Raw genomic sequence first — 21,310 nt, forward strand, 5'->3', positions numbered from 1 at the left:
CATGCCCAACGGGGCGGCGGGGGTGGTTGTCCGAGACCTGCCACTCAACTTCCGTGTTGGGGCGCGCACAGTATTCGCGTTCCCTCGCCGGCTGGTGCGGATCGCGGTGTCGCTTGCCGATGCGATCGAGGGGCGACCGCCCGCGCTGCCGCCGCTACCCGCGGATGCCGACGGCTATTCGATCCTCTCGCTGCCCGCGGGGTACCCGATCGTGCTGCCGGGGATGCTCGCCGCAGAACGCCAGCGTTACCCACGCTACTTCGCCGACCTGGCGCTCGGGTGGGATGCCTATCACGCCGGGCTGTCGGGCAATCTGCGATCGGGGTTGAAGCGCAAGGCCAAGAAGCTGGCGGCGGCGTCGGGCGGGGCGATCGACATTCGCCGGTATCGGACGCCCGCCCAACTCGAAGCCTTTCAGGCGATCGCGCGGCCGCTGGCGGCGGAGACGTATCAGGAGAAATTGCTGGCGATGGGCCTGCCCGGGGACGCGGGGTTCGTCGCCGAGATGCTGCGGCTGGCGGCGGCGGATAGGGTGCGCGCGTGGCTGTTGTTCGTCGGTGGCGAGGCGGCGGCGTATCTCTATTGCCCGATCGATGGCGGCGACGTGCTGTACGAATATGTCGGCCATGCCGAGCGCTTCGACGCGCTGTCGCCCGGGAGCGTGTTGCAGGCCGAGGCGCTGCGCGATCTGATGGCCGAGGGCGGGCTGGCGCGGTTCGACTTCACCGAGGGCGAGGGGCAGCATAAGCGGCAATTCTCGACCGGGCATGTCGATTGCGCCGATTGGCTGGTGCTGCGCGCGACGCTGGCGAACCGGGTGGCGCTGGCGGCGTTGCGGGCGTTCGACGCGGGGGTGGCGCGGTTGAAGCTGGTGGTTTCTTCTCGCTGAGGGGAGGCAGTACGCGTCGCAATTCCTCCCCCGCCAGGGGGAGGGGGACCGCGAAGCGGTGGAGGGGGCGGACACGAGCGGCGTGTTGGTGTCAGCCCCCTCCGTCAGCCCTTCGGGCTGCCACCTCCCCCTGGCGGGGGAGGAATGGATAAGGCGCCTTCCATCTCCCCTCCCTTTCATCCGCCGGCACCTGTAGACCCACCCCATGCACCTTTCCTCCCCCGCCATCGTCCTGTCGGTGCGCCCGCATGGCGAGCATGGGGCGATCGTGCGGGCGCTTACCCCGCGCGACGGGGTGCAGCCGGGCTATGTGCGCGGCGGGCGATCGCGGGCGATACGGCCGGTGTTGCAGCCCGCCAACGCGATCCTGGGCGAATGGCGCGCGCGTACCGATGTCCAGCTGGCGGCGCTGACGGTCGAGCTGGTCCATAGCCGCGCGCCGTTGTTCGACGAGGCGCTGCCCGCCGCCGCGCTCGAATGGCTGACCGCGCTCACCGCGACCTTGCTGCCCGAGGCGCAGCCCTATCCGCAGATCTATGCCGCGCTCGATGCGGTGGTCGACGCGGTCGAGGCGGCGCCCTCGGCGCGCGGCTGGGCGGGAAGCATCGCGCGCTATGAATTGCTGCTGCTCGCCGAACTGGGGTTCGGGTTGGCGCTCGAGGAATGCGTGGTGACCGGCGCGCGCGAACATTTGGCGTTCGTCAGCCCCAAGAGCGGCGGCGCGGTGAGCCGCGCGGCGGCGAGCGGCTATGAGGCGCGGCTGCTGGCGTTGCCGGCGTTCCTGCAGGCGGGCGGCGAGGCAGGTTGGAATGAGGTGTTTGCTGGTCTCGCGATCACGCGGCATTTCCTCGAGCGCGACTTGCTGACCGGGCGCGCTGCCGAGGTGCTGGCGGCGCGCGGGCGGCTGGTCGAACGGTTGCAGCGCGCGGTTGCGTGAGGCATGGGCGAGGCCACAAGGGGGAGCCATGCCGCAGTTGATCGCCATATTGCCCGGGGACGGGATCGGACCTGAAGTGACCGCCGAGGCACGGCGCGTGCTCGAGACGCTCGGCCTCGACCTGCGCTTCGAGGAAGCGCCGGTGGGCGGGGCGGCCTATGACGCGACGGGGCATCCGCTGCCGCCCGCGACGCTCGATCTCGCGCGGCGTGCCGATGCGGTGCTGTTCGGTGCGGTGGGCGATTCGCGCTATGACGGGCTGGCGCGTGCGCTTCGCCCCGAACAGGCGATCCTGGGCTTGCGCAAGGAATTGGGGCTGTTCGCCAATCTGCGCCCCGCCAAATTGTTCGCCGGATTAGAGGACGCATCGGCGCTGCGCCCCGAGATCGCCGCGCGGATCGACCTGGTCATCGTGCGCGAGTTGACCGGCGACGTCTATTTCGGGCTGAAGTCGCGCGGCACCACCGCCGAGGGCTTGCGCGAAGGCCGCGACCTGATGCGCTATGACGAGGCCGAAGTCGCACGGATCGCGCGCGTCGGCTTCGAAACCGCGCGCACCCGTGGCGGGCGGCTATGCTCGGTCGACAAGGCCAATGTGCTCGAAACCTCGCAATTGTGGCGCGACGTGGTGATCGAGGTGTCGGTCGAGTATCCCGATGTCGCGCTCACGCATATGTATGTCGACAACGCCGCGATGCAGATGGTGCGCGATCCGGGGCAGTTCGACGTGATCGTCACCGGCAATCTGTTCGGTGACATCCTGTCGGATCAGGCGAGCATGTGCGCGGGGTCGATCGGGATGCTGCCCTCGGCCGCGCTCGATGGGTCGGGCAAGGGGCTGTACGAGCCGATCCACGGCTCGGCTCCCGATATCGCGGGGCAGGGGCTGGCCAATCCCGCCGCGGCGATCCTGTCGGCGGCGATGCTGCTGCGGCATTCGCTAGGGATGGCCGAGCCAGCCGACCGGATCGAGGCGGCGGTGGCGGCGGCGATCGTCGGCGGCGCGCGGACGCGCGATCTTGGCGGCACGCTCTCGACCCGCGCGATGGCCGATGCGATCCTGACCCAGCTATGATGAGCCCCATGCTGGAACTGGCGGTGGTCGTTCCGGTATTCAACGAGCGCGGCAACATCGCGCCGATGGTCGCGGCGCTTGATCGCGCGCTGGCGGGGCGGCATTGGGAAGTCATCTTCGTCGATGACGACAGCCCCGACGGCACCGCAGAGGCGGTGCGCGAGATAGGGCGGGGCGATGATCGCGTGCGGGTGATCCAGCGCATTGGCCGGCGCGGCCTGTCGACCGCGTGTATCGAGGGGATGTGTGCGACCGCCGCGCCGCTGGTGGCGGTGATCGACGGCGATATGCAGCATGACGAGACGTTGCTGCCAGCAATGGCCGATGCGCTGGCGGCCGACGCGGCGCTCGATGTGGTGATCGGCTCGCGCTTCGTCGCGGGCGGTGGCACCGGGGCTTGGGATCGTGACCGGGTGGCGAAGTCGGCGCTGGCGACGCGGCGGTCGCGGCGCGTGCTCAAGGCCGATCTCAGCGACCCGATGAGCGGTTTCTTCATGATCCGCGCGCCATTGGTGCGCGCCTTGGCGCCGACGCTCTCGGGCATCGGCTTCAAGATCTTGCTCGACATCATGACCGCCAGTCCGCGGCCGCTGAACTTCAAGGAATTGCCCTATATGTTCCGCACCCGCGGCGAAGGCGAAAGCAAGCTCGATCACGTGGTCGCGATGGAATATCTGATCGCGCTCTACGATCGGATGTTCGGGCGGCTGGTGCCGGTGCGCTTCGTGATGTTCGGCGCGATCGGTGCCCTGGGGGTGGTGGTGCATATGGCGGTGCTGGCGCCGATCGTCGCTCTTTGGGGCGAGCGGGCTTTCATCGGCGGGCAGGTCGCCGCGACATTGGTGGCGATGACCTTCAACTTCTTCCTGAACAACATGCTGACCTATCGCGACCGGCGGCTGAAGGGCACGCGCGAGCTGCTGGCGGGGCTGGTGTCGTTCGCGCTGGTGTGCAGCGTCGGGCTGGCGGCGAATGTCGGCGTCGCGACCTATCTGCATTCGGCGCAGTCGAACTATTGGGCGGTGTCGGCGCTGGCGGGGATCGTCGTGGGGGCGGTGTGGAATTTCGCGCTTTCGTCGCGCTTCACCTGGGGGCGGTATGGGCGCCGGGCGGCGGGCTAGCGCCAGCTGGCGAACCACATCCAGCGCAGGAACGCCTGGTCGTTCGGCAGCGGCGCGGCGGCGATGATCGGGTAGAAATAGACGAAGACCGCGGTTGCCGCCGTCGCGAACCAAAGATCGGCGTTGCCACGCTTGAACAGGATCAGCGCGGGCGGGATCGCTAGCGTCACGAAGATGCCCGAGAGGTGATAGTAATAGAAGAAGCCGAGCGATTTGGGGATCACGACATAGATCGCGATCGAGAATAGCCACAGCAACGCCAGCGCCAGATGCGCGCGCGACCCGCGCAGGCCGGCCCCTAGGCAGGCGGCGACGGCGACCAGCCCGCTCCAGAAGATCGCGGGATTTCCGAGCAGCAGGATCCCGCGCATGATCCCCAGGTCGCGCTCGTAATAATACCAGATCGGGCGCAGCATCAGCGGCCAGCTCCACCAGTCGGACTGATAGGGGTGGGGGCGAAGGACCACGGTTTGCTGCGCGTACATCTGCTGCTGGAGCGGGAGCAGGTCGGCGAGGGTAAGCGCGTCGCGGGCATAGAAGAAGGCGGGGGTAAAGGTGGCGAAATAGGCTGCGAGGGCGGTGAGGCCGAGGATGACGGCGGCGAGCGCGCGGCCACCTATCCCCGTTCGCGCTGAGCCTGTCGAAGCAATGTTCTTTCTTTCCCCGGTCGAGAAGAAGGACGGTCCTTCGACAAGCTCAGGACGGACGGGGGAAAGAAGCAACACCGCCAGACACGCCACCGCGACATAGGGCGCGGCCGACCATTTCACCGCCACCGCGCACCCGAGCAACGCCCCCGCCAGCACGATCCGCGCCATCCTCTGCTCGGGCCGCGCGCGCATCGCCCACAGCAATGCCGCGATCCCGCAGGTGACGAACGCCCCCAGGAACCCGTCGAGCATCGCGATCCGCGCCTGGACGAACACCGTCTGGTTGATCGCCAGCAGATATGCGCCGAGCGCCGCGACCCGCACCCGCCCGAACCCCAGCATCAGGATCGCGAAGCCGCCGAGCACCGTCGCGGTGCCCGCCAGCGTCGACATCGCCCGCCAGCCGATCGGATTGTCACCGAACAGCGCGATACCGATCGCGATCAGCGCCTTGGCGAGCGGAGGGTGCTCAGTGTTCGCGGGCTCGGCGAGCGCCAGCATCGTCCGCGCGGCGGGGACGTAATGGACCTCGTCGAACACCAGATTGGTCGGGCGGCCGAGCTGGATGCTGAACAATGCCTGCGCGGCGAGGCCGATCAGCAGGGCGACAAGAAGCGGGCGGTGGGCGAGGCGCATGACAGCCGCTTACGCAATCCTCTCCCAAAGGGGGAGGATTAGGTTGTCTTGCTTCCTTTGGCTTCTCCCGGCAAAGCAGCGGCATGAAGCGCAACACCGGTCAGGATCGCAGCGTCACCAGCAAGTGGCGTCCCGCAACGCAAGCGGTGCGCGGGGGCACCATGCGCAGCGAGTTCGGCGAGACCTCCGAAGCGTTGTTCCTCACCTCGGGCTATGCCTATGACTGCGCGGGCGATGCCGCGGCGCGGTTCGCGGGCGACCAGGCGGGGATGACCTATTCGCGGTTGCAGAACCCGACGGTCGAGATGCTCGAGCACCGCATCGCGCTGATGGAAGGCGCCGAGGCATGCCGCGCCACCGCATCGGGCATGGCGGCGATGACGGCGGCGCTGCTGTGCCAGCTCGAGGCGGGCGACCACGTCGTCGCCGGGCGCGCGCTGTTCGGGTCGTGCCGCTGGCTCACCGACACGCTGCTGCCCAAGTTCGGCATCACCACGACGATCGTCGATGCCCGCGACGCACAGCAATTCGCCGATGCGACCACCGACAAGACCAAGGTCTATTTCTTCGAGACCCCCGCCAATCCGACGATGGACATCGTCGATCTGCGCGCGGTGTGCGACATCGCGCGCGCGCGCGGCGTCACCACCGTGGTCGACAACGCCTTCGCCACTCCCGCGCTGCAGCGGCCGATGGAGTTCGGCGCCGATGTCGTCGCCTATTCGGCGACCAAGATGATGGACGGGCAGGGCCGCGTGCTCGCGGGCGCGGTGTGCGGAACCGAGGATTTCATCACCAACACGCTGCTGCCCTTCACGCGCAACACCGGGCCGACGCTGAGCGCGTTCAACGCGTGGGTGGTGCTCAAGGGGCTCGAGACGCTCGACCTGCGGATCCGCCGCCAGAGCGAGAATGCGCTGCAGGTCGGTCGTTTCCTCGAACCGCGGGTGCCGCGGCTCAACCATCCCGGGCTGCCGAGCCATCCGCAGCATAACCTGGCGATGGCGCAGATGGACATGACCGGCCCGATCTTCTCGTTCGAGGTCGAGGGGCGGATCCAGGCGCATGCGTTGCTCGACGCGCTCGACCTGATCGACATCTCGAACAATATCGGCGATTCGCGCTCGCTGATGACGCACAACGCTTCGACGACGCACGCCAGCGTGAGCGAGGAAAAGCGGCTCGAGATGGGAATCACCGAGGGCACGCTGCGGCTGAACGTCGGGCTCGAAGACCCGATCGACCTGATCGCCGATCTCGACCAGGCGCTGAGCCGGGCGGGGCTGTGAAGGCGCTGTTCGACACCGAGGCGCGGACCGGCGGGGTCATCGTGCGCACGTCGGTGTCGTACTTGCCCGATCAGTCCGAGCCCGCGCGCGGGCGCTGGTTCTGGGCCTATCATATCCGGATCGAGAATGAGGGCGAGCAGGCGGTGCAGCTGCTCGCGCGCCACTGGATCATCACCGACGGCCGCGGCGCGCGCCATTCGGTCGAGGGCGAAGGCGTGGTCGGCGAACAGCCGATGATCGAGCCCGGCGGCAGCTTCGACTATGTCTCGGGCTGCCATTTGGCGACGCCTACGGGATCGATGCAGGGGACGTACCAGATGCTGGGCGAGGATGGCGGCGCGTTCGACGTGACGATCCCGAAATTCGCGCTGCTCGCGCCGGCGGTTTCGTGAGGGGGTTGTCGCTCTTCTCCCCTCCCGCTTGCGGGAGGGGGCGGGGGAGGGCCTGTCTTTCAGGCTCGCTTCACCGGACATGCCCTCCCCTAACCCCTCCCGCAAGCGGGAGGGGGAATCGATGAAACGCACGCACCTCCCGCTCAACGGCCTGCGCGTCCTCGATGCCGCCGCGCGGCACCTCAGCTTCACGCGCGCTGCCGACGAGCTCGCGGTCACCCCTGCCGCGGTCGGGCAGCAGATCCGCGCGCTCGAGGATACGCTCGGCGTCGTGCTGTTCCGTCGCACCACCAAGGGGCTCGAACTGACCCCCGAGGGCGAGGGCGGGCTGGGCGCGTTGCGCGAAGGCTTCCTCCAGTTCGAGGAAGCGGTGCGCGCGATGCAGCAGGGGCAGTCGTCGAAATCGCTGACGATCGCCGCGCCGCGCGACCTGACCAACAAATGGCTGATGCCGCGGCTCGCCGAGATCGCGGCGCGCGAGCCCGATCTGCGCTTCGTGCTGGTCGGCGGCGACGAGGGCGGTGACTTCGCGCAGGCCAATCTCGACCTGGCGATCCGCTGGGGCGAGGGACCGGGCGAGCATGAGGGCGAGGCGCTGTCGAGCGACGGCATGGTCACGATCGAACGTCCCGGCGGCGGTGCCGACACGCGGATCTCGTGGCCCGGCTGCCTGTCCGAGGACGCGCTGTCGCTGGTGCGCGTCGCCGATGCCGGGCTTGCGATCGAGGCGGCGGCGGCGGGTCTCGGGCGCGCGACGGTGCCAGAACTGCTCGTCCGCAGCGACCTGGCGAACGGGCGGGTGGTGATGATCGGCGACCCCAAATCCTATCCGGCGGGCTATTGGATGGTCGCGCCGCTGCCGCAATGGCGCCAAAAGAAGGTGCGCGCGCTGGTCGACGCGCTGGCGGCGTGAACGTGGTTCCGGCGCGCGACACGCCGGTGCTCAAGACCCGGCGGCTGCGGCTGCGCCCGCGCACCCCCGCCGATGCCGAGGCGCTGCACCCGAGCTATGCCGATGCCGAACTGATGCATTGGTGGTCGCACGGGCCGCACACCAGCATCGAGCAGACGCGCGAGGCGTTCGCACGGAGCGACAATGGCTGGCGCTGCTGGATCGTGACCCTGAAGGGCGATGACACCGCGATCGGCTTTGTCGGCGCGGCGGAGAAGCGGCAGGGCGGGGTCACCGAAATCGGCTATATGCTGGCGCGCGCGCATTGGGGCACAGGGATTGCGCGCGAGGCGGTGAGCGCGGTCATCACCCGGCTGTTCGCCGAGGGGCAGCGGCGCGTCTATGCCGATACCGATCCCGACAATGCGGCGTCGCGCGGGCTGCTCGAACGGCTGGGCTTCCAGCTCGAAGGGCGGCTGCGCGGCGAATGGGAAACGCATATCGGCGTGCGCGATACGACGCTGTACGGGTTGCTGCGACAGGAATGGCGCGGCTGACCCGCTCCCTCCCGGCTGGGGAGGGAGCGGTGAAGGATCAGCGCGCTGCGGTCTGGATCGGTGCCGCGACCAGCGGCTTGTCGATGCGGAAATTCACCGGGCGTCCCTCGACATTGCCGCGGACGGTGCGGCCGCGCACGACGAAGCGGAAATTGTCGCCCTGCGGCAGCGTGCGACCGCTGAGGACGACGGAGTCCTCCTGGCGATCGATCGTATAGGCATAGGTCTGGCCGTCGCGCGTGAACTTGTCCTGGCGAACGTCGTCGGCAAGCGCGGGGGCGGCGATGAGCGTTGCTGCGAGTGCTGCTGCGAGTTTGATGGTCATGTGCGATCTCCCTGGGGCGGAAATGTTCGCCTTCAATCGACATCCTCTCTCGCCCCGATATTGTTGCAGCGCAGCAATTGCGGCAATCGCAAAGATCGGCGGTGCGGTTGCAGTCGATGCATCTGGGCGGGCCGATGCACTGCATCCTTCTGCCGCCAGCCACGTTGGGAGCGTGGCAGCAAGGGGCGACGATGCGGAAGTTATGGTTCATCACCAATCCCAGTTCGGGGTCGGCGACCAAGGAAAAATGCGACGCGATCGAGGCGGTGTTCGACGAACGCGGCCTGGTGATTGCGGGGCGCACCGGCTTTCCCGATGAGAAGCTGCCGAGCGGCAAGCAACTGGATTCCGCGGGCGCCGATACGGTCGTGCTGTTCGCAGGAGACGGGACGATCAACGCCGCCTTGTGCGCGCTCGCCGATTGGGACGGGGCGTTCCTGATCCTGCCCGGCGGCACGATGAACCTGCTCGCCAAGCGGCTGCACGACACGCTCGATCCGCACGCGATCATCGCCGCGGCGCACGACAACGACCGGCGGGTGGCGCTGCCGTTCATCGAGGCGGGCGAGCATCGTGCGTTCGTCGGGCTGATCATCGGCCCCGCGGCGCAATGGTTTCGCGCACGCGAAGCGGTGCGCCAGCGGCGAGTGTTCGCGCTGGTCCGCGCGATGCGGCACGCCTGGGGGCGGACCTTCGGCAAGGGCGTGCGCGTCAGCGGATCGGTGAAGCTGCGGCGGCGCTACCAGGCGGTGTTCGTGACGCCGGACGAACGCGGGATCGACGTCGCCGGAGTCGATGCGCGCGACTGGCGCGCGATCGCCGATCTTGGTTGGGGGTGGATCGGCGGCGATTGGGCCGAGGCACGCGCGGTGACGCACACGCTGTCGGCGCATCTGCGGATCGAGGGCGATCGCCCGGTGCTGGCGCTGTTCGACGGCGAGCCGCAGCGGCTCGATCCGGGGATGCGGATCACCGGCGGCATGAGCGGCCGCCATTTCATCGAGACACGCGCGCAGGGAGCAGCGGCATGACGGTTCGGCTTTTTCACGTCAGCGATCTGCATTTCGGCGCCGAGGACCAGTCGGCGCTCGACTGGTTCGCGGGAATCGTCCGCGACGAAGTGCCCGATGCGATCCTGATGACCGGCGACCTGACGCAAAGCGCGCGCGCACACGAGTTCGAAGCGGCGGCGGCGTGGCTCGAAAGCCTCGACCGGCCGGTGACGATCGAGGTCGGCAACCATGACCTGCCGGTGTACAACCCGGTGCAGCGGATGCTGCTGCCCTATCGCCGCTATCGCGCGCTCGAACGGATGCTCGAACAGCCGCTCGACATCGCGGGGGTGACGATCGTGCCGCTGCGCACCACCGCGCGGCTGCAGCTACGGCTCGACTGGTCGAAGGGGTTCGTCAGCCGGCGGCGTCTGGACAAGGCGGTGAAGCTGATCGAAGCGGCCTCCGATGACGGGCTGGTGTTCGTGACCGCGCATCACCCGCTGATCGAAGCGGGCACGCGCACCCGCGCGAGCACGCGCGGCGGCGAGCGCGCGCTGTCGGCGCTGGTGAAGGCGGGCGCGCATGCGGTGCTGACAGGGCATGTCCACGATCCGTTCGACATCGATCACCGGCACGAAGGACGCGAGGTACGGCTGATCGGTGCGGGAACGCTGTCCGAACGCGTGCGTGAGACAAGGCCGTCGTTCAACGAGATCCGGGTCGAGGGGCGCGCGTTCGAGACGATCGCGCGGGTGATGGATGCGCCCGACGAGCGATTGTGATGCGGGAAGCGCGGTCGCCTTCGGGTAGCGTTGTGCGCTCCCCGAGGGCCATCGTGTCCGCCCCCTCCGTCAGCCTGCGGCTGCCACCTCCCCCTGGCGGGGGAGGATTTGGGGTTCTCATCCTCCCCCGCCAGGGGGAGGTGGCGGGCGCATCAGCGGCCGTCGGAGGGGGCGGAGGGGGAGCGGCTCGAGGGGATAGCCTGCTCGGCTCCGTGACGGCACGCTACTAATCGCGCTTCCCCGAAGGCCATCGTGTCCGCCCCCTCCGTCAGCCTTCGGCTGCCACCTCCCCCTGGCGGGGGAGGATTTGGGGGTCCTTCATCCTCCCCCGCCAGGGGGAGGTGGCGGGCGCATCAGCGGCCGTCGGAGGGGGCGGAGGGGGAGCGGCTTGCGGAAGCTACCGTTCGCGCACCCCGATCAGCGTTCCCTTGGTCCCCTTGTTGACCAGGTCGAAGCGGAAGTTCGGCCAGCGCTCACGCCAGCGCGCCGCAACGATGCGCTCGCCGGGACGCGCTGCGTCATCGAGCAGTATTGTGCCGCCCACGGGGAGACGGTCGAACAGCGTCTCAGCGGCGCCACGGACATAGGGGTGGATCGTCCAGGGCGGGCCGTCGATCACCAGCATGTCGATCTGCTCGGGCAGTGGGCCGTGGTCGTACCAGATCCCCGGCCAGTCGCCCGGCGCCTGGCGCAGCGGGGTCGCGCGCATTTCGGCGTCGACGCCATGTTCGTGCAGCCATTCGCGTGTCGCGGCGATGAAATCGCCATGCTGGTCGCAGCTGATCAGATGCCCGCCGCCATTTTGCTGGAGCGCCTTGGCGACCACCAGGCTCGACGCGCCGGCGCCGAGTTCGAGCACCGTCTTGGGCCGGTTGCGCTCGATATGATCGACGATCAGCGTCAGGAATCCGGTATCGGCCTTCCAGCTGCCAAGGTTGGGCAGCGCGTCGGGGGCGAGCTCGAGCCGCTCGAGCAGCGCTTGCTTCACCGCGCGCGACCCGCCCGACAGGCTGCGCGCGAGCCAGGGCCATTGCACCGCGAAAAAGGCGACGACGAAGGCGCGATCGACGAAGCGGCGCTTCACGTCGTCGGGCCACATGCCGTCGGTACGCGGCAGATAGGAGGTGGTTTCACGCGTAGTCATAAGTCGTTCCGATCGCGATCCGATCGGGCGATCGGGCGCGCCGGTGTTCGAACAACTCCCGCGCGGCGTCAATCTTCTATGCCGCGATGCCGGCTCGCTTGGCCGCAAGTGTGCAGGAAAAAGGGGCGATTCGTCGCCGAACCGCCCCCCATTCGGTCTTGCTGTGCGATCAGAAGCGGATGGCGACCGTCCCGCGCAGCGTCGCGTTGCGGATGTCGTCGCGCTCGATCGTGCGCTCGGCGGCGATCGTCGCGCTCACGCGCTCGCTGCCAAAGGTGAAGCCGCCGCTGATCTCGGCCCAGTCGCGATCGGTCGAGGGCAGCGAGAACAGCGCCGCGTTGCCGATGCCGTTCACGAAGTTCGCCCCGAACGCGCCGGGCGCGTCGAGGAATTCGTGGACATAGTTCGCCGAAACGAAGGGCTTTACCGATCCGAGCACCGCATTGGCGCTGGCACCCGCACGCCCCTGGACGCTGTCGAAGCTGCCGAGGTTGTAGCGCAGCGCCGGACCGCCGCCTTCTTCGGCGACGTTGGTGAAGCCGATATGGCTGTAGCGCAGCGACGCGCGCGGCTTGAAGCTGACGCCCCCCGATTCGGCGAGCAGGCCGATGCCGCCCTCGCTCGAGAAGGTGAAGGCGTTTTCTTCCGAGGTCAGCGTGAAGCTGTTGGCGCCGATCGCTCCCATCCGGCTGCTGTCGACCTTGAACACGCCGGCGCTTGCCTGCGCATCGACCACCAGTGCGCCATAGCGCGTGCTGCCATAGAAGGTGCCCTGGAACAGCTCGCTGCCCGCCGAATCACCCGCTGCGACGGTGGTACCGTTGAGGTCCGAATAGGTGAGGCCGAAGCCAAGAGTCGTGGCTTCGTCCATCAGATGCTCGACGCCCGCGGCGATGAAGAAGCCGTCGAACTGGTTGCGGCCGAAGCTCTGGACGCTGGGCAGGCCGACGCCGTTGCCGTCGATATAGCCGCCTGCCAGATACACCGCGACGCTATCGGGCAGAACCCCTTCCTGCACCATTGCGCCGCTGCCCACATCGCTGTCGACCATCCCGGCCAGGTTCATGCTGGTCGCCGCGACCGAGGCAAGCTGCACCGGCTTGCCGTACATCGCCAGCGTACCGCCCTGGCCGCCATCGGCGATGTTGTTGATCCGATCGCGGAAGAAGCGCGAGGCGGTGTCGGTCGCCACCGTGCCCATCTGGCTCATCAGCGGCGCAGTGCGCGGCGCCAGGTTTTCGAGCTGGGCGCGGATCGTGCCCTGGTTCTGCAGATCGAATTCGCCGTAGAGCCCCGACAGCGCGGCGTAGTTCGAGCGGTTCTGGTCGAGCAACTGCGCATAGGCGGTCTGTACCCGCGACGAGCGGTTGACGACGTTGGCATAGAGCCCCGCCTGGATGCGCATCGTCACCGCGTTGGGACCATAGGCGAGGATCGGCGTCAGGATCGCGCTGAACGCGCCCGGGGTGTTGCTGAACCGTCCGGTCACCCCGCCCGCGGCGGTGAGGATCGTGTAGGCATCGCCGTCGCGCGGACGATAGCCGGTCACCGTCTGGAAGCCGACGGTGCCGCCGAGCGTCGCCAGCCCGGTCTGGCCGCTGCCAGCAACGACCGCGACGCGATCGGATACGCCCACGCCGCCCAGGTCGACCAGATACTGGCTCCCCGATGCCAGCACCAGATTGCCAGCGATCGTCAGCGTGCCGGTGGTGCCCATCGTCCCTGGCGCGATGCGGCCGAGCATGCTGGTGAGGAACGGCGCGTTGATCCGCCCGCTACCCATCAGCGCGCCACCCATCAGCGTATAGTCGCCGACGGTTGTCAGCGCGCCGTTGACGGTGTTGACGCCGGCGAACTGCGTGGTGTTGATCAGCGTGGTGAGCGATGCGCCCGACGCGATCGTCAGCCCCGACGAGGCGCCGCCGAGCGTCAGCCGGTCGATCACGATGTTGGCGCCCGACAGCGTCGTGGTGCCCGCCGCGGTGAGCGTCACGTCGTAATATTGCGCGCGCGCGCCGGTCGCGCGGACCGGATCGACGTTGTTGGGGACGAAGTTGCTCGCGCCCGGCAGGCCGTTGACCAGTGTCGGGGCGGGCGGAGCAACCGCTGCCGCCTGCGGTGCGAGCTCGACGCCGTCGAACGCGGCGCCCGCCGCGCCATCCTGTGCGACCACCGCGCTGCCGGCGTTGTTGCCCGCGGTGCCGATCGGGTTGGCAGTGATCGACGTTTGGCCGGTGCGGGTGTCGAGGCACTCGCTGGATACGCGGTCCTGGAAGCAGATCTGGCCGAAATCGCCGCTGGTGCCGGTCTTCTGCTCGCCGGTCAGCCCGGGAATGCCATTAACCACCTGACCGCCGACCAGTACGTTGTACGCCGGATCGAGCGTGGTGAGCCAGTGATTCGCGTCGGTCCACGCGCCGTCGCCAGCCTTGGTCGTGACATAGTGATACGGGTTGTTGCCCGCGATCCAGTCCCAATAGAGGTAGAGCGGCTGGTAGAAGCCGACGGTGCCATAGCCGTTCGCCGGCTGGCCGGCGAAGAAGCGGTCATAGCCGCCCGACAGCACGCCGATCACCATCTGCTTGGCGAAGTTCTGCAACACCAGCGGGCCGCCCGAATCGCCCTGCGAGGTGCCGCCTTCGGTGACCACGCCGTTGGTGACGCGCGCATTGTCGCGGAAGGCGTTGAAGTCGAACGGGCTGGCGCCCGCCTGGCCGCGGCGGGGGTCGTCGAAATCGAGGAAATACAGGTTCTGCGTGAGGCCGTTGGCCGGCCCGCCGAACAAGAAGCCCTCGAAGGTCTGCAGGTCGGTCAGCGCACCGAGGATATTCTCCGCCGAGCGCCGGCGGAAATCGCTGCCGAGGCGGCCGGTCGAGCCGGTGCCGTTGTTGCCATAGCCATATTGCGCGACGTTGTAGCCCGTGCCGTTCTGCGCGGTGATCGTGCCAGGGGCGGGCAGCGGCGAGAACAGCACCGCCCAGGTCGGGACGTTGGCTGCGGGCGTGTCGAGCGTCGCCAGCGCGACGTCGCCGTACAGGAAGCTGCGGGCTTCGGGCTCGAGCGACAGCGGGTTATAGGCAACCTGGTTCACATTGTAGAGCGCCTGCGCGACGTTGGTCTGGAAGCGCCCGGCGCCACCGGGTCCGCCGAGCAGCCAGCGGACCAGTTCGTCGGTCTGGCCGGGCCCGTTGGCGCGGGTGTTGGTTTCGAACCCGAAGGCGATACCGGTGCCGCCCGAAGCCTGGCCATAAGCGGTTGCCGGGCGGCCGTTCACGCAGTGCGCCGCGAACAGCACGGTGCGGGGGTTGATCAAGGTGCCGGTGCACAACCCCACCGATCCGCCGCCGCCATCGGTGACCATCTGGCCGATGCCGGTGATGTTCACCGGGTCGCGCGCAGTGGTCGGGGTGGCGGGGTCGGCGACCAGAATGTCGGGCTCGGGCGCGATCTGCACCGTCAGCGGCGGCGGCGTGACGTTGCTATGGGGTGCCAGCTCGGCTTCGTCGCGATCGGGCAGGCCGATCGAGATCGGCGCGGCGTGCGGCGACAGTTCGGCGGTGCCCGGCGTCAGATAGCCAGCGCGCAGCCCCGAAAACTCGGTTTGCTGTGCTTGGGCAGGCATCGCCGCGATAGTGCCGGCAAGCGCAACCGAGCCCAACAATGCCCGGCGCGTGGCGACGCAACGCGAAACCGAAGTAAACCCCGTGAAAGTCATTATATTCCCCCTAAACGCTTATATGGGGAAACAATCACTTGTTCGTCGGGCGCTTGTCAAGCGAGCCTAATGGACCGTTAATCGGCAGTATTCGGGCTCGCTGAGGGCAAAGACTGTGGCGGCAATGTCACGACGCCAAAAAAAGGGCGACCCGTTGCCGGATCGCCCCCTTTCAGCAGCCTTGAAGGCCGAATCAGCGCTTCGAGAACTGGAAGCTGCGACGCGCCTTCGCCTTGCCGTACTTCTTGCGCTCGACCGCGCGGCTGTCGCGGGTCAGGAAGCCTGCCGCCTTCACCGGGGCGCGAAGCACCGGCTCGTAGCGGGTAAGCGCCTGCGCGATGCCGTGCTTGACCGCGCCGGCCTGGCCCGAAAGGCCACCGCCCTTGACGGTGCACATGACGTCGTACTGATCGGTGCGATCGGCGACTTCGAAGACCTGGCTAATCACCAGACGCAGCGTCGGACGTGCGAAATACACTTCCTGGTCGCGGCCGTTGACGACGATTTTGCCCGAACCCGGCTTCAGCCAGACGCGTGCGACGGCGTCCTTGCGGCGACCGGTCGCGTAGGCGCGGCCATACTGGTCGATGATCTGCTCGCGCAGCGGGGTGTTCGAATACACCGGAGCAGCTGCAGGCGTTTCGCCGGTGGTGGCTTCGCCGTTCTGTGGCTGCTGCTCGCCGACGGGCTGGCCCGCTGCGATGGCGCCGAGGTCAGAAAGGGACTGGCGGTTGTCGGACATTATGCGCCCACCTTGTTCTTGCGGTTCATGCTGCCGATGTCGAGGACTTCGGGGTTCTGCGCCTCGTGCGGATGCTCGGTGCCCTTGAAGATGCGCAGGTTGCGCATCTGCTGGCGGCCGAGCGGACCGCGCGGGATCATCCGCTCGATCGCCTTTTCGAGCACGCGCTCGGGGAAGCGACCTTCGAGCACCTTGGCTGCGGTGACTTCCTTAATGCCGCCGGCATAGCCGGTGTGCTTGTAATAGACCTTCTTCGCCGCCTTGCCGCCGGTGAAGCGGACCTTCTCGGCGTTGATGACGATGACATTGTCACCGCAATCGACGTGCGGGGTAAAGCTGGTCTTGTGCTTGCCGCGAAGCACGTTGGCGATGATCGTCGCCGCGCGACCGACCACCAGGCCGTCGGCATCGACGATATGCCACTTCTTCTCCACCTCAGCCGGCTTCACCGACTTGGTGGTCTTCATGAGCGCCTTCATGGGGCTTGGACCTTATGTGAGTATAAACGCAGGGCGCCGCCCCGGCGGGAGCGGCGTCGTGGCAGCGCTAATGCGCAGAAGGGGGCTGGAAGTCAAGGCAACCGGGCGATTGCTGACGGGTATCGGGATACCTATGGCTTTCGAGCGATCAGTCGCCGGTCGACTCGTCGATCCATTCGAGCGCGGCTTCGCTCGTCGCCGCGGGCCATAATTCGATCGCGGGGGTGTCGTAGCTGTGGAGCTGGGTGATCCGGTCGCGCAGCGCCAGCGCCTGCTCCATCCCGGTCTTGAACAACACCGGCACCTCGATCTCGGTCTCGATATTGTCCTTCCAGCGATAGATCGAGGTGCACGACTGCATGACGTTAGCGCAGGCGGCCAAGCGTTCCTCGATTACCGCGCGCGCGACCGATTCGGCTTCCTCGGCGGTGCCGAAGGTGACGTGGAGCAGCGCGAGGTCGCTCATGCCGCGCGCCGTCCGGCGGCATGCGCGCCCCACGCGGCAGACGCGACCAGCAGCGCGCCGACCACCTGATGCGTCACCGCGGCGTGGAAGTTCACCCCGCTCATCACCGTGGCGATGCCGAGCAGCACCTGGATGCCGACCGCGCTGTGGATCGCGATCGATGCAGGACGGTTGCCCGCACCCTTGGCGGCGCGCGCGAGCACGACCAGCGCCACCAAGGCGACCAATGCCCACCAGCGGTGGATGAAGTGGATCGCCCAAGGGTCGTTCACCAGAGCTGACAGCACGCCGCCACTGGTATCGACCTGCGGCACCAGCCGCCCGTTCATCAGCGGCCATTCGCTGGTCACCAGTCCGGCGTTCATCCCCGCGACGAACGCGCCGAACACCAATTGGAACAGCAACACGCCGCCGGTGACCACCGCCACCTTCGTGAGTCGTGCGGCGGGCGCAGCGGGGGCGCGCGCCAGGCGCCGCATGTCGAGCGCGGTCCACACGACCGCGGCGAGGATCACCAGCGCCATGTTGAGGTGCACCGCGAGCCGGAAATGGCTGACGTCGGTGCGCTCGGCGAGGCCCGAGGTGACCATCCACCAGCCGACCACGCCTTGCATGCCGCCGGCGATCAGCAGCAGCACCAGCCGCGGCGCATAGCCCCCAGGGATCTGCCGCCGCACCGCGAACCACAGCAGCGGCAGCGCGAAGGCGAGGCCGATCAAGCGGCCGAGCAGCCGGTGGATATATTCCCAGAAATAGATGAACTTGAAATCGGCCAGGCTCATCCCGGCATTGATTTCGCGATATTCGGGGGTCGCTTGGTATTTCGCGAACTCGCTCGCCCATGCCGCGTCGTTCAGCGGCGGGACCGCGCCCGACACCGGCTTCCATTCGGTGATCGACAGCCCCGATTCGGTCAGCCGCGTAATCCCGCCGACCGCGACCATCAGCACGATCAACAGCGCGACGGTCCAGAGCCAGGTGGCGATCGCCGCGGGGCGCGCGGCGATGCGCGCCGATGCGGCGGGCAGGGCGGAGGGGGAGGCGATATGCGACACGATCGGGCCTTTAGCGTTTCGCGCATCGGGCGTCGATGGCGGCTGGTGCGCATATGGGGCGCGGGCGCGCGATGTCGCTGCGGACCTAAGCCGGTAGCAGGTGCCAGCGGCAGAAAAATCGCCGATGTGATGTTGTAACCTTGCCCATGCTGGCCTAGATGGCAGCCATGGCCAGTCGCATCGCTTCCCGTTTCGCCGCTGATGGCATGCTCGATCGCATCGCGATCGGCGTGTCGGCGCTGTGCGTGATGCACTGCCTGGCGAGCGCGGCGGTGGTGGCGCTGCTGTCGACCGTCGCGGGCGAATTCGTCGCCGATTGGGTGCACGAACTGGGGCTGGGGATCGCGATCCTGCTCGGCGCGCTAGCGCTGGGGCGCGGGATCGTGAAGCATGGCTATATCATGCCGCCGGCGATCGGCGCGTTGGGCCTTGGCATCATGGGCGGTGCGATGACGCTGCCGCACGGATCGGGCGAGATCGTCTGGACGATGATCGGCGTCGGCATCTTGGCGCTCGGTCACGACCTCAATCGCCGCGCGGTGATCTGACCGGCTTGCTTGCCGCGCGGGCCGCTCGCGCTTACATCCCGATCATGCATTCGCACGACCATCACGAGCCGCAGGGCGACGACCTAACGACCGCTGCGCGCAAGACGCTGGAGCAGGCGGGTGAGCAATGGACCGCGATGCGCGAGCGTATCTTCCAGACGCTCGCCGGGTTCGAAAAGCCCGCCTCGGCCTATGACATCGCCGAGGCGGTATCGAAGAGCGAGGGTCGGCGGATCGCCGCCAACAGCGTCTATCGCATCCTCGACCTGTTCGTGCAGGCGAACCTGGCGCGCCGCGTCGAGAGTGCGAACGCCTATGTCGCGAATTCGCACCCGGGATGCCTGCACGACTGCATCTTCCTGGTGTGCGACCTATGCGGCCAGACCACGCATATCGATGACGACAAGATCACCGGTTCGGTACGCTCGGCGGCGACCGATTCGGGCTTCTCGCCGACCCGACCGGTGATCGAAGTGCGCGGGACGTGCGCCGATTGCACGGCTTAATCACAATCAACGCAATACGGCAGTAACATTCGACACGTCCGAAGCGACGCGGTACACCACCATGATGGTAGACGTATCTGCGACCCCGCTGCTCGACACGGTTGATGTTCCGGCCGACCTGCGAAAGCTCAAGCCAGCCGATCTGCGCCAATTGGCCGACGAGCTGCGCCACGAAACGATTTCGGCGGTCGGCACGACCGGCGGGCATTTGGGATCGGGGCTTGGCGTCGTCGAGCTGACCGTTGCGATCCACTATGTGTTCGACACCCCGGTCGACCGGCTGGTGTGGGACGTCGGGCACCAATGCTATCCGCACAAGATCCTGACCGGGCGGCGCGACCGGATCCGCACGCTGCGGATGGGCGGGGGCCTCAGCGGCTTCACCAAGCGTGCCGAGAGCGAATATGACCCGTTCGGCGCGGCGCACAGCTCGACCTCGATCTCGGCGGCGTTGGGCTTCGCGGTCGCCAACAAGCTGGCCGGAACGCCGGGCAAGGGCATCGCGGTGATCGGCGACGGATCGATGTCGGCGGGCATGGCCTATGAGGCGATGAACAATGCCGAGCAGGCGGGCAACCGGCTGATCGTGATCCTCAACGACAACGACATGTCGATCGCGCCGCCGGTCGGCGGGCTTTCGGCCTATCTCAGCCGGATCGTGTCGAGCCGCGAGTTCCTGGGGCTGCGCGAGACGCTCAAGAAATTCGCGCGCCGCCTGCCACGCCCGATGCATGCCGCCGCGCGCAAGACCGACGAGTTCGCGCGCGGGCTGACGATGGGCGGCACGCTGTTCGAAGAGCTGGGCTTTTATTATGTCGGGCCGATCGACGGGCATAATCTCGATCACCTGATCCCGGTGCTCGAAAATGTCCGCGATGCCGAGGAAGGCCCGATCCTGGTCCATGTCGTGACCAAGAAGGGCAAGGGCTATGCCCCCGCCGAGGAATCGGCGGACAAATATCATGGCGTCCAGAAGTTCGACGTCATCACCGGCGCGCAGGCCAAGGCACCGCCGGGGCCGCCAAGCTATCAGAACGTGTTCGGTGAGACGCTGGCGAAGCTGGCCGAGACCGACGAACGCATCTGTGCGATCACCGCGGCGATGCCCGGCGGCACCGGGGTCGACAAGTTTGCCGCGGCGCACCCGACGCGGGCGTTCGACGTGGGGATCGCCGAACAGCATGCGGTGACCTTCGCCGCCGGCCTTGCGGCACAGGGGATGCGCCCGTTCTGCGCGATCTATTCGACCTTCCTCCAGCGCGCCTATGACCAGGTGGTTCATGACGTCGCGATCCAGAACCTGCCGGTGCGCTTCGCGATCGACCGTGCGGGCCTGGTGGGCGCCGATGGCTGCACCCATGCCGGGTCGTTCGACGTCACTTACCTCGCGACCTTGCCCAATTTCGTCATCATGGCGCCCGCCGACGAAGCCGAATTGGTCCACATGACCTATACTGCGGTCTGCCACGACAGCGGCCCGATCGCGCTACGCTACCCGCGCGGCAACGGCACCGGAGTCGCGCTGCCCGAGACGCCCGAGCTGCTCGAAATCGGCAAGGGGCGGATCGTGCGCGAGGGCAAGACCGTGGCGATCCTGTCGCTCGGCACCCGGCTTGAGGAAGCGATGAAGGCCGCCGAGACGCTCGAGGCCAAGGGGCTGTCGACCACCGTCGCCGATCTTCGCTTCGCCAAGCCGCTCGACGAGGCGATGATTCGCCGGCTGCTGACGACGCACGAGGTCGCGGTGACGATCGAGGAAAACGCGGTCGGTGGCCTCGGCGCGCACGTGCTGACGCTGGCAAGCGACCAGGGGTTGATCGACGGCGGATTGAAGCTGCGCACGATGCGGCTGCCCGACATCTTCCAGGACCAGGACAAGCCCGACAAGCAATATGACGAGGCACGGCTGAACGCGGTGCATATCGTCGATACGGTGCTGAAGGCGCTGCGGCACAATGAGGATGTGGGCCGGGTTGGGGACGCGCGGGCTTAAGGTTCGCCTTTCGTTTTTCGTCAGTCCGTGCTGAGTAGCCGCTGAGCTTGTCGAAGCGGCGTATCGAAGCATGCGGCCCGCTTGGGCCATGTCCTCCGATACGGGCCTTCGCCTACGCTCAG

21 protein-coding genes are annotated in these 21,310 nt (G+C 67.7%); 13 read left to right on the forward strand and 8 right to left on the reverse strand.

The features are described from left to right. Position 1: 1 nt before the first annotated feature. The 4 genes from NMP03_RS00800 to NMP03_RS00815 all read left to right on the forward strand — a co-directional run bounded on the left by NMP03_RS00800 (position 2) and on the right by NMP03_RS00815 (position 4,022). Complete coding sequence (locus NMP03_RS00800; protein WP_256508169.1) at positions 2 to 889, forward strand: GNAT family N-acetyltransferase; 888 nt, start codon at positions 2 to 4, stop codon at positions 887 to 889. A gap of 205 nt (positions 890 to 1,094) precedes the next feature. Beyond that, a complete protein-coding gene (recO, locus tag NMP03_RS00805) occupies positions 1,095 to 1,826 on the forward strand; it encodes a DNA repair protein RecO (protein WP_256506668.1) in 732 nt (243 codons plus the stop codon). A gap of 28 nt (positions 1,827 to 1,854) precedes the next feature. Beyond that, the gene (leuB, locus tag NMP03_RS00810) at positions 1,855 to 2,901 is read left to right on the forward strand and encodes a 3-isopropylmalate dehydrogenase (RefSeq protein WP_256506669.1); all 1,047 of its coding nucleotides are present in this window, start codon (positions 1,855 to 1,857) and stop codon (positions 2,899 to 2,901) included. After that, positions 2,901 to 4,022, forward strand: coding sequence for a glycosyltransferase (locus NMP03_RS00815; protein ID WP_256508170.1), 1,122 nt, complete (start codon positions 2,901 to 2,903; stop codon positions 4,020 to 4,022). The genes leuB and NMP03_RS00815 overlap by 1 nt, the downstream gene beginning before the upstream one ends. Here the strand turns inward: NMP03_RS00815 and NMP03_RS00820 are convergent. Further along, the gene (locus NMP03_RS00820) at positions 4,019 to 5,308 is read right to left on the reverse strand and encodes a phospholipid carrier-dependent glycosyltransferase (protein WP_256506670.1); all 1,290 of its coding nucleotides are present in this window, start codon (positions 5,306 to 5,308) and stop codon (positions 4,019 to 4,021) included. The two genes, NMP03_RS00815 and NMP03_RS00820, sit on opposite strands and share 4 nt — an antisense overlap. Positions 5,309 to 5,391: 83 nt before the next feature. Here NMP03_RS00820 and NMP03_RS00825 point away from each other — a divergent pair, with 83 nt between their 5' ends. From NMP03_RS00825 to NMP03_RS00840, 4 genes are all read left to right on the forward strand, one after another. Further along, positions 5,392 to 6,597: a trans-sulfuration enzyme family protein gene (locus NMP03_RS00825; protein WP_256506671.1), complete on the forward strand. Its 1,206-nt coding sequence runs from the start codon at positions 5,392 to 5,394 to the stop codon at positions 6,595 to 6,597. Then, the gene (gene apaG / locus NMP03_RS00830; RefSeq protein WP_256506672.1) at positions 6,594 to 6,989 is read left to right on the forward strand and encodes a Co2+/Mg2+ efflux protein ApaG; all 396 of its coding nucleotides are present in this window, start codon (positions 6,594 to 6,596) and stop codon (positions 6,987 to 6,989) included. Before NMP03_RS00825 ends, apaG begins: the two co-directional genes overlap by 4 nt. Positions 6,990 to 7,110: 121 nt before the next feature. Then, complete coding sequence (locus tag NMP03_RS00835) at positions 7,111 to 7,902, forward strand: LysR family transcriptional regulator (protein ID WP_256506673.1); 792 nt, start codon at positions 7,111 to 7,113, stop codon at positions 7,900 to 7,902. Continuing rightward, entirely contained in the window at positions 7,899 to 8,438 is a 540-nt protein-coding gene (locus NMP03_RS00840; protein ID WP_256506675.1) for a GNAT family N-acetyltransferase, read from the forward strand. Before NMP03_RS00835 ends, NMP03_RS00840 begins: the two co-directional genes overlap by 4 nt. A gap of 37 nt (positions 8,439 to 8,475) precedes the next feature. Here NMP03_RS00840 and NMP03_RS00845 read toward each other — a convergent pair whose 3' ends face one another. Further along, positions 8,476 to 8,763, reverse strand: a complete 288-nt coding sequence (locus NMP03_RS00845) for a hypothetical protein (RefSeq protein ID WP_256506677.1) — start codon at positions 8,761 to 8,763, stop codon at positions 8,476 to 8,478. Between the two features lie 191 nt (positions 8,764 to 8,954). Here NMP03_RS00845 and NMP03_RS00850 point away from each other — a divergent pair, with 191 nt between their 5' ends. Both NMP03_RS00850 and NMP03_RS00855 read left to right on the forward strand, forming a co-directional pair. After that, entirely contained in the window at positions 8,955 to 9,794 is an 840-nt protein-coding gene (locus NMP03_RS00850; protein ID WP_256506678.1) for a diacylglycerol/lipid kinase family protein, read from the forward strand. Beyond that, on the forward strand, positions 9,791 to 10,540 hold the full coding sequence (locus tag NMP03_RS00855; RefSeq protein WP_256506679.1) for a metallophosphoesterase family protein: 750 nt from the start codon (positions 9,791 to 9,793) through the stop codon (positions 10,538 to 10,540). The genes NMP03_RS00850 and NMP03_RS00855 overlap by 4 nt, the downstream gene beginning before the upstream one ends. A 397-nt stretch (positions 10,541 to 10,937) precedes the next feature. Here NMP03_RS00855 and NMP03_RS00860 read toward each other — a convergent pair whose 3' ends face one another. From NMP03_RS00860 to NMP03_RS00885, 6 genes are all read right to left on the reverse strand, one after another. Further along, positions 10,938 to 11,684 (reverse strand): class I SAM-dependent methyltransferase, encoded by a 747-nt coding sequence (locus NMP03_RS00860; protein ID WP_256506680.1) that lies wholly within the window; start codon positions 11,682 to 11,684, stop codon positions 10,938 to 10,940. A gap of 169 nt (positions 11,685 to 11,853) precedes the next feature. Further along, the gene (locus NMP03_RS00865; RefSeq protein ID WP_256506681.1) at positions 11,854 to 15,306 is read right to left on the reverse strand and encodes an autotransporter domain-containing protein; all 3,453 of its coding nucleotides are present in this window, start codon (positions 15,304 to 15,306) and stop codon (positions 11,854 to 11,856) included. Between the two features lie 286 nt (positions 15,307 to 15,592). Further along, the gene (gene rpsI / locus NMP03_RS00870; protein WP_256506682.1) at positions 15,593 to 16,141 is read right to left on the reverse strand and encodes a 30S ribosomal protein S9; all 549 of its coding nucleotides are present in this window, start codon (positions 16,139 to 16,141) and stop codon (positions 15,593 to 15,595) included. After that, a complete protein-coding gene (rplM, locus tag NMP03_RS00875) occupies positions 16,141 to 16,620 on the reverse strand; it encodes a 50S ribosomal protein L13 (protein ID WP_037526769.1) in 480 nt (159 codons plus the stop codon). Before rplM ends, rpsI begins: the two co-directional genes overlap by 1 nt. 148 nt (positions 16,621 to 16,768) lie before the next feature. After that, on the reverse strand, positions 16,769 to 17,086 hold the full coding sequence (cutA, locus tag NMP03_RS00880; protein WP_256506683.1) for a divalent-cation tolerance protein CutA: 318 nt from the start codon (positions 17,084 to 17,086) through the stop codon (positions 16,769 to 16,771). After that, the gene (locus tag NMP03_RS00885) at positions 17,083 to 18,141 is read right to left on the reverse strand and encodes a COX15/CtaA family protein (RefSeq protein WP_406698023.1); all 1,059 of its coding nucleotides are present in this window, start codon (positions 18,139 to 18,141) and stop codon (positions 17,083 to 17,085) included. Before NMP03_RS00885 ends, cutA begins: the two co-directional genes overlap by 4 nt. A gap of 167 nt (positions 18,142 to 18,308) precedes the next feature. Here NMP03_RS00885 and NMP03_RS00890 point away from each other — a divergent pair, with 167 nt between their 5' ends. From NMP03_RS00890 to dxs, 3 genes are all read left to right on the forward strand, one after another. Continuing rightward, positions 18,309 to 18,689, forward strand: coding sequence for a MerC domain-containing protein (locus tag NMP03_RS00890; RefSeq protein ID WP_256506684.1), 381 nt, complete (start codon positions 18,309 to 18,311; stop codon positions 18,687 to 18,689). Positions 18,690 to 18,733: 44 nt separating this feature from the next. After that, the gene (locus tag NMP03_RS00895) at positions 18,734 to 19,195 is read left to right on the forward strand and encodes a Fur family transcriptional regulator (RefSeq protein ID WP_256506685.1); all 462 of its coding nucleotides are present in this window, start codon (positions 18,734 to 18,736) and stop codon (positions 19,193 to 19,195) included. Positions 19,196 to 19,259: 64 nt separating this feature from the next. Then, complete coding sequence (dxs, locus tag NMP03_RS00900; protein WP_256508172.1) at positions 19,260 to 21,188, forward strand: 1-deoxy-D-xylulose-5-phosphate synthase; 1,929 nt, start codon at positions 19,260 to 19,262, stop codon at positions 21,186 to 21,188. Positions 21,189 to 21,310 lie beyond the last annotated feature (122 nt).

The sequence above is a fragment of the Sphingomonas qomolangmaensis genome (assembly GCF_024496245.1).
GTDB lineage: Bacteria > Pseudomonadota > Alphaproteobacteria > Sphingomonadales > Sphingomonadaceae > Sphingomonas > Sphingomonas qomolangmaensis.

Excerpts from the sequence above, each read along its gene's own strand:
- NMP03_RS00800 (WP_256508169.1), top strand. The coding sequence starts at position 2 with ATGCCCAACGGGGCGGCGGGGGTGGTTGTCCGAGACCTGCCACTCAAC.
- recO (WP_256506668.1), top strand. The coding sequence starts at position 1,095 with ATGCACCTTTCCTCCCCCGCCATCGTCCTGTCGGTGCGCCCGCATGGC.
- leuB (WP_256506669.1), top strand. The coding sequence starts at position 1,855 with ATGCCGCAGTTGATCGCCATATTGCCCGGGGACGGGATCGGACCTGAA.
- NMP03_RS00815 (WP_256508170.1), top strand. The coding sequence starts at position 2,901 with ATGAGCCCCATGCTGGAACTGGCGGTGGTCGTTCCGGTATTCAACGAG.
- NMP03_RS00820 (WP_256506670.1), bottom strand. The coding sequence starts at position 5,308 with ATGCGCCTCGCCCACCGCCCGCTTCTTGTCGCCCTGCTGATCGGCCTC.
- NMP03_RS00825 (WP_256506671.1), top strand. The coding sequence starts at position 5,392 with ATGAAGCGCAACACCGGTCAGGATCGCAGCGTCACCAGCAAGTGGCGT.
- NMP03_RS00835 (WP_256506673.1), top strand. The coding sequence starts at position 7,111 with ATGAAACGCACGCACCTCCCGCTCAACGGCCTGCGCGTCCTCGATGCC.
- NMP03_RS00845 (WP_256506677.1), bottom strand. The coding sequence starts at position 8,763 with ATGACCATCAAACTCGCAGCAGCACTCGCAGCAACGCTCATCGCCGCC.
- NMP03_RS00850 (WP_256506678.1), top strand. The coding sequence starts at position 8,955 with ATGCGGAAGTTATGGTTCATCACCAATCCCAGTTCGGGGTCGGCGACC.
- NMP03_RS00855 (WP_256506679.1), top strand. The coding sequence starts at position 9,791 with ATGACGGTTCGGCTTTTTCACGTCAGCGATCTGCATTTCGGCGCCGAG.
- NMP03_RS00860 (WP_256506680.1), bottom strand. The coding sequence starts at position 11,684 with ATGACTACGCGTGAAACCACCTCCTATCTGCCGCGTACCGACGGCATG.
- NMP03_RS00865 (WP_256506681.1), bottom strand. The coding sequence starts at position 15,306 with ATGCCTGCCCAAGCACAGCAAACCGAGTTTTCGGGGCTGCGCGCTGGC.
- rpsI (WP_256506682.1), bottom strand. The coding sequence starts at position 16,141 with ATGTCCGACAACCGCCAGTCCCTTTCTGACCTCGGCGCCATCGCAGCG.
- rplM (WP_037526769.1), bottom strand. The coding sequence starts at position 16,620 with ATGAAGGCGCTCATGAAGACCACCAAGTCGGTGAAGCCGGCTGAGGTG.
- cutA (WP_256506683.1), bottom strand. The coding sequence starts at position 17,086 with ATGAGCGACCTCGCGCTGCTCCACGTCACCTTCGGCACCGCCGAGGAA.
- NMP03_RS00890 (WP_256506684.1), top strand. The coding sequence starts at position 18,309 with ATGGCCAGTCGCATCGCTTCCCGTTTCGCCGCTGATGGCATGCTCGAT.
- NMP03_RS00895 (WP_256506685.1), top strand. The coding sequence starts at position 18,734 with ATGCATTCGCACGACCATCACGAGCCGCAGGGCGACGACCTAACGACC.
- dxs (WP_256508172.1), top strand. The coding sequence starts at position 19,260 with ATGGTAGACGTATCTGCGACCCCGCTGCTCGACACGGTTGATGTTCCG.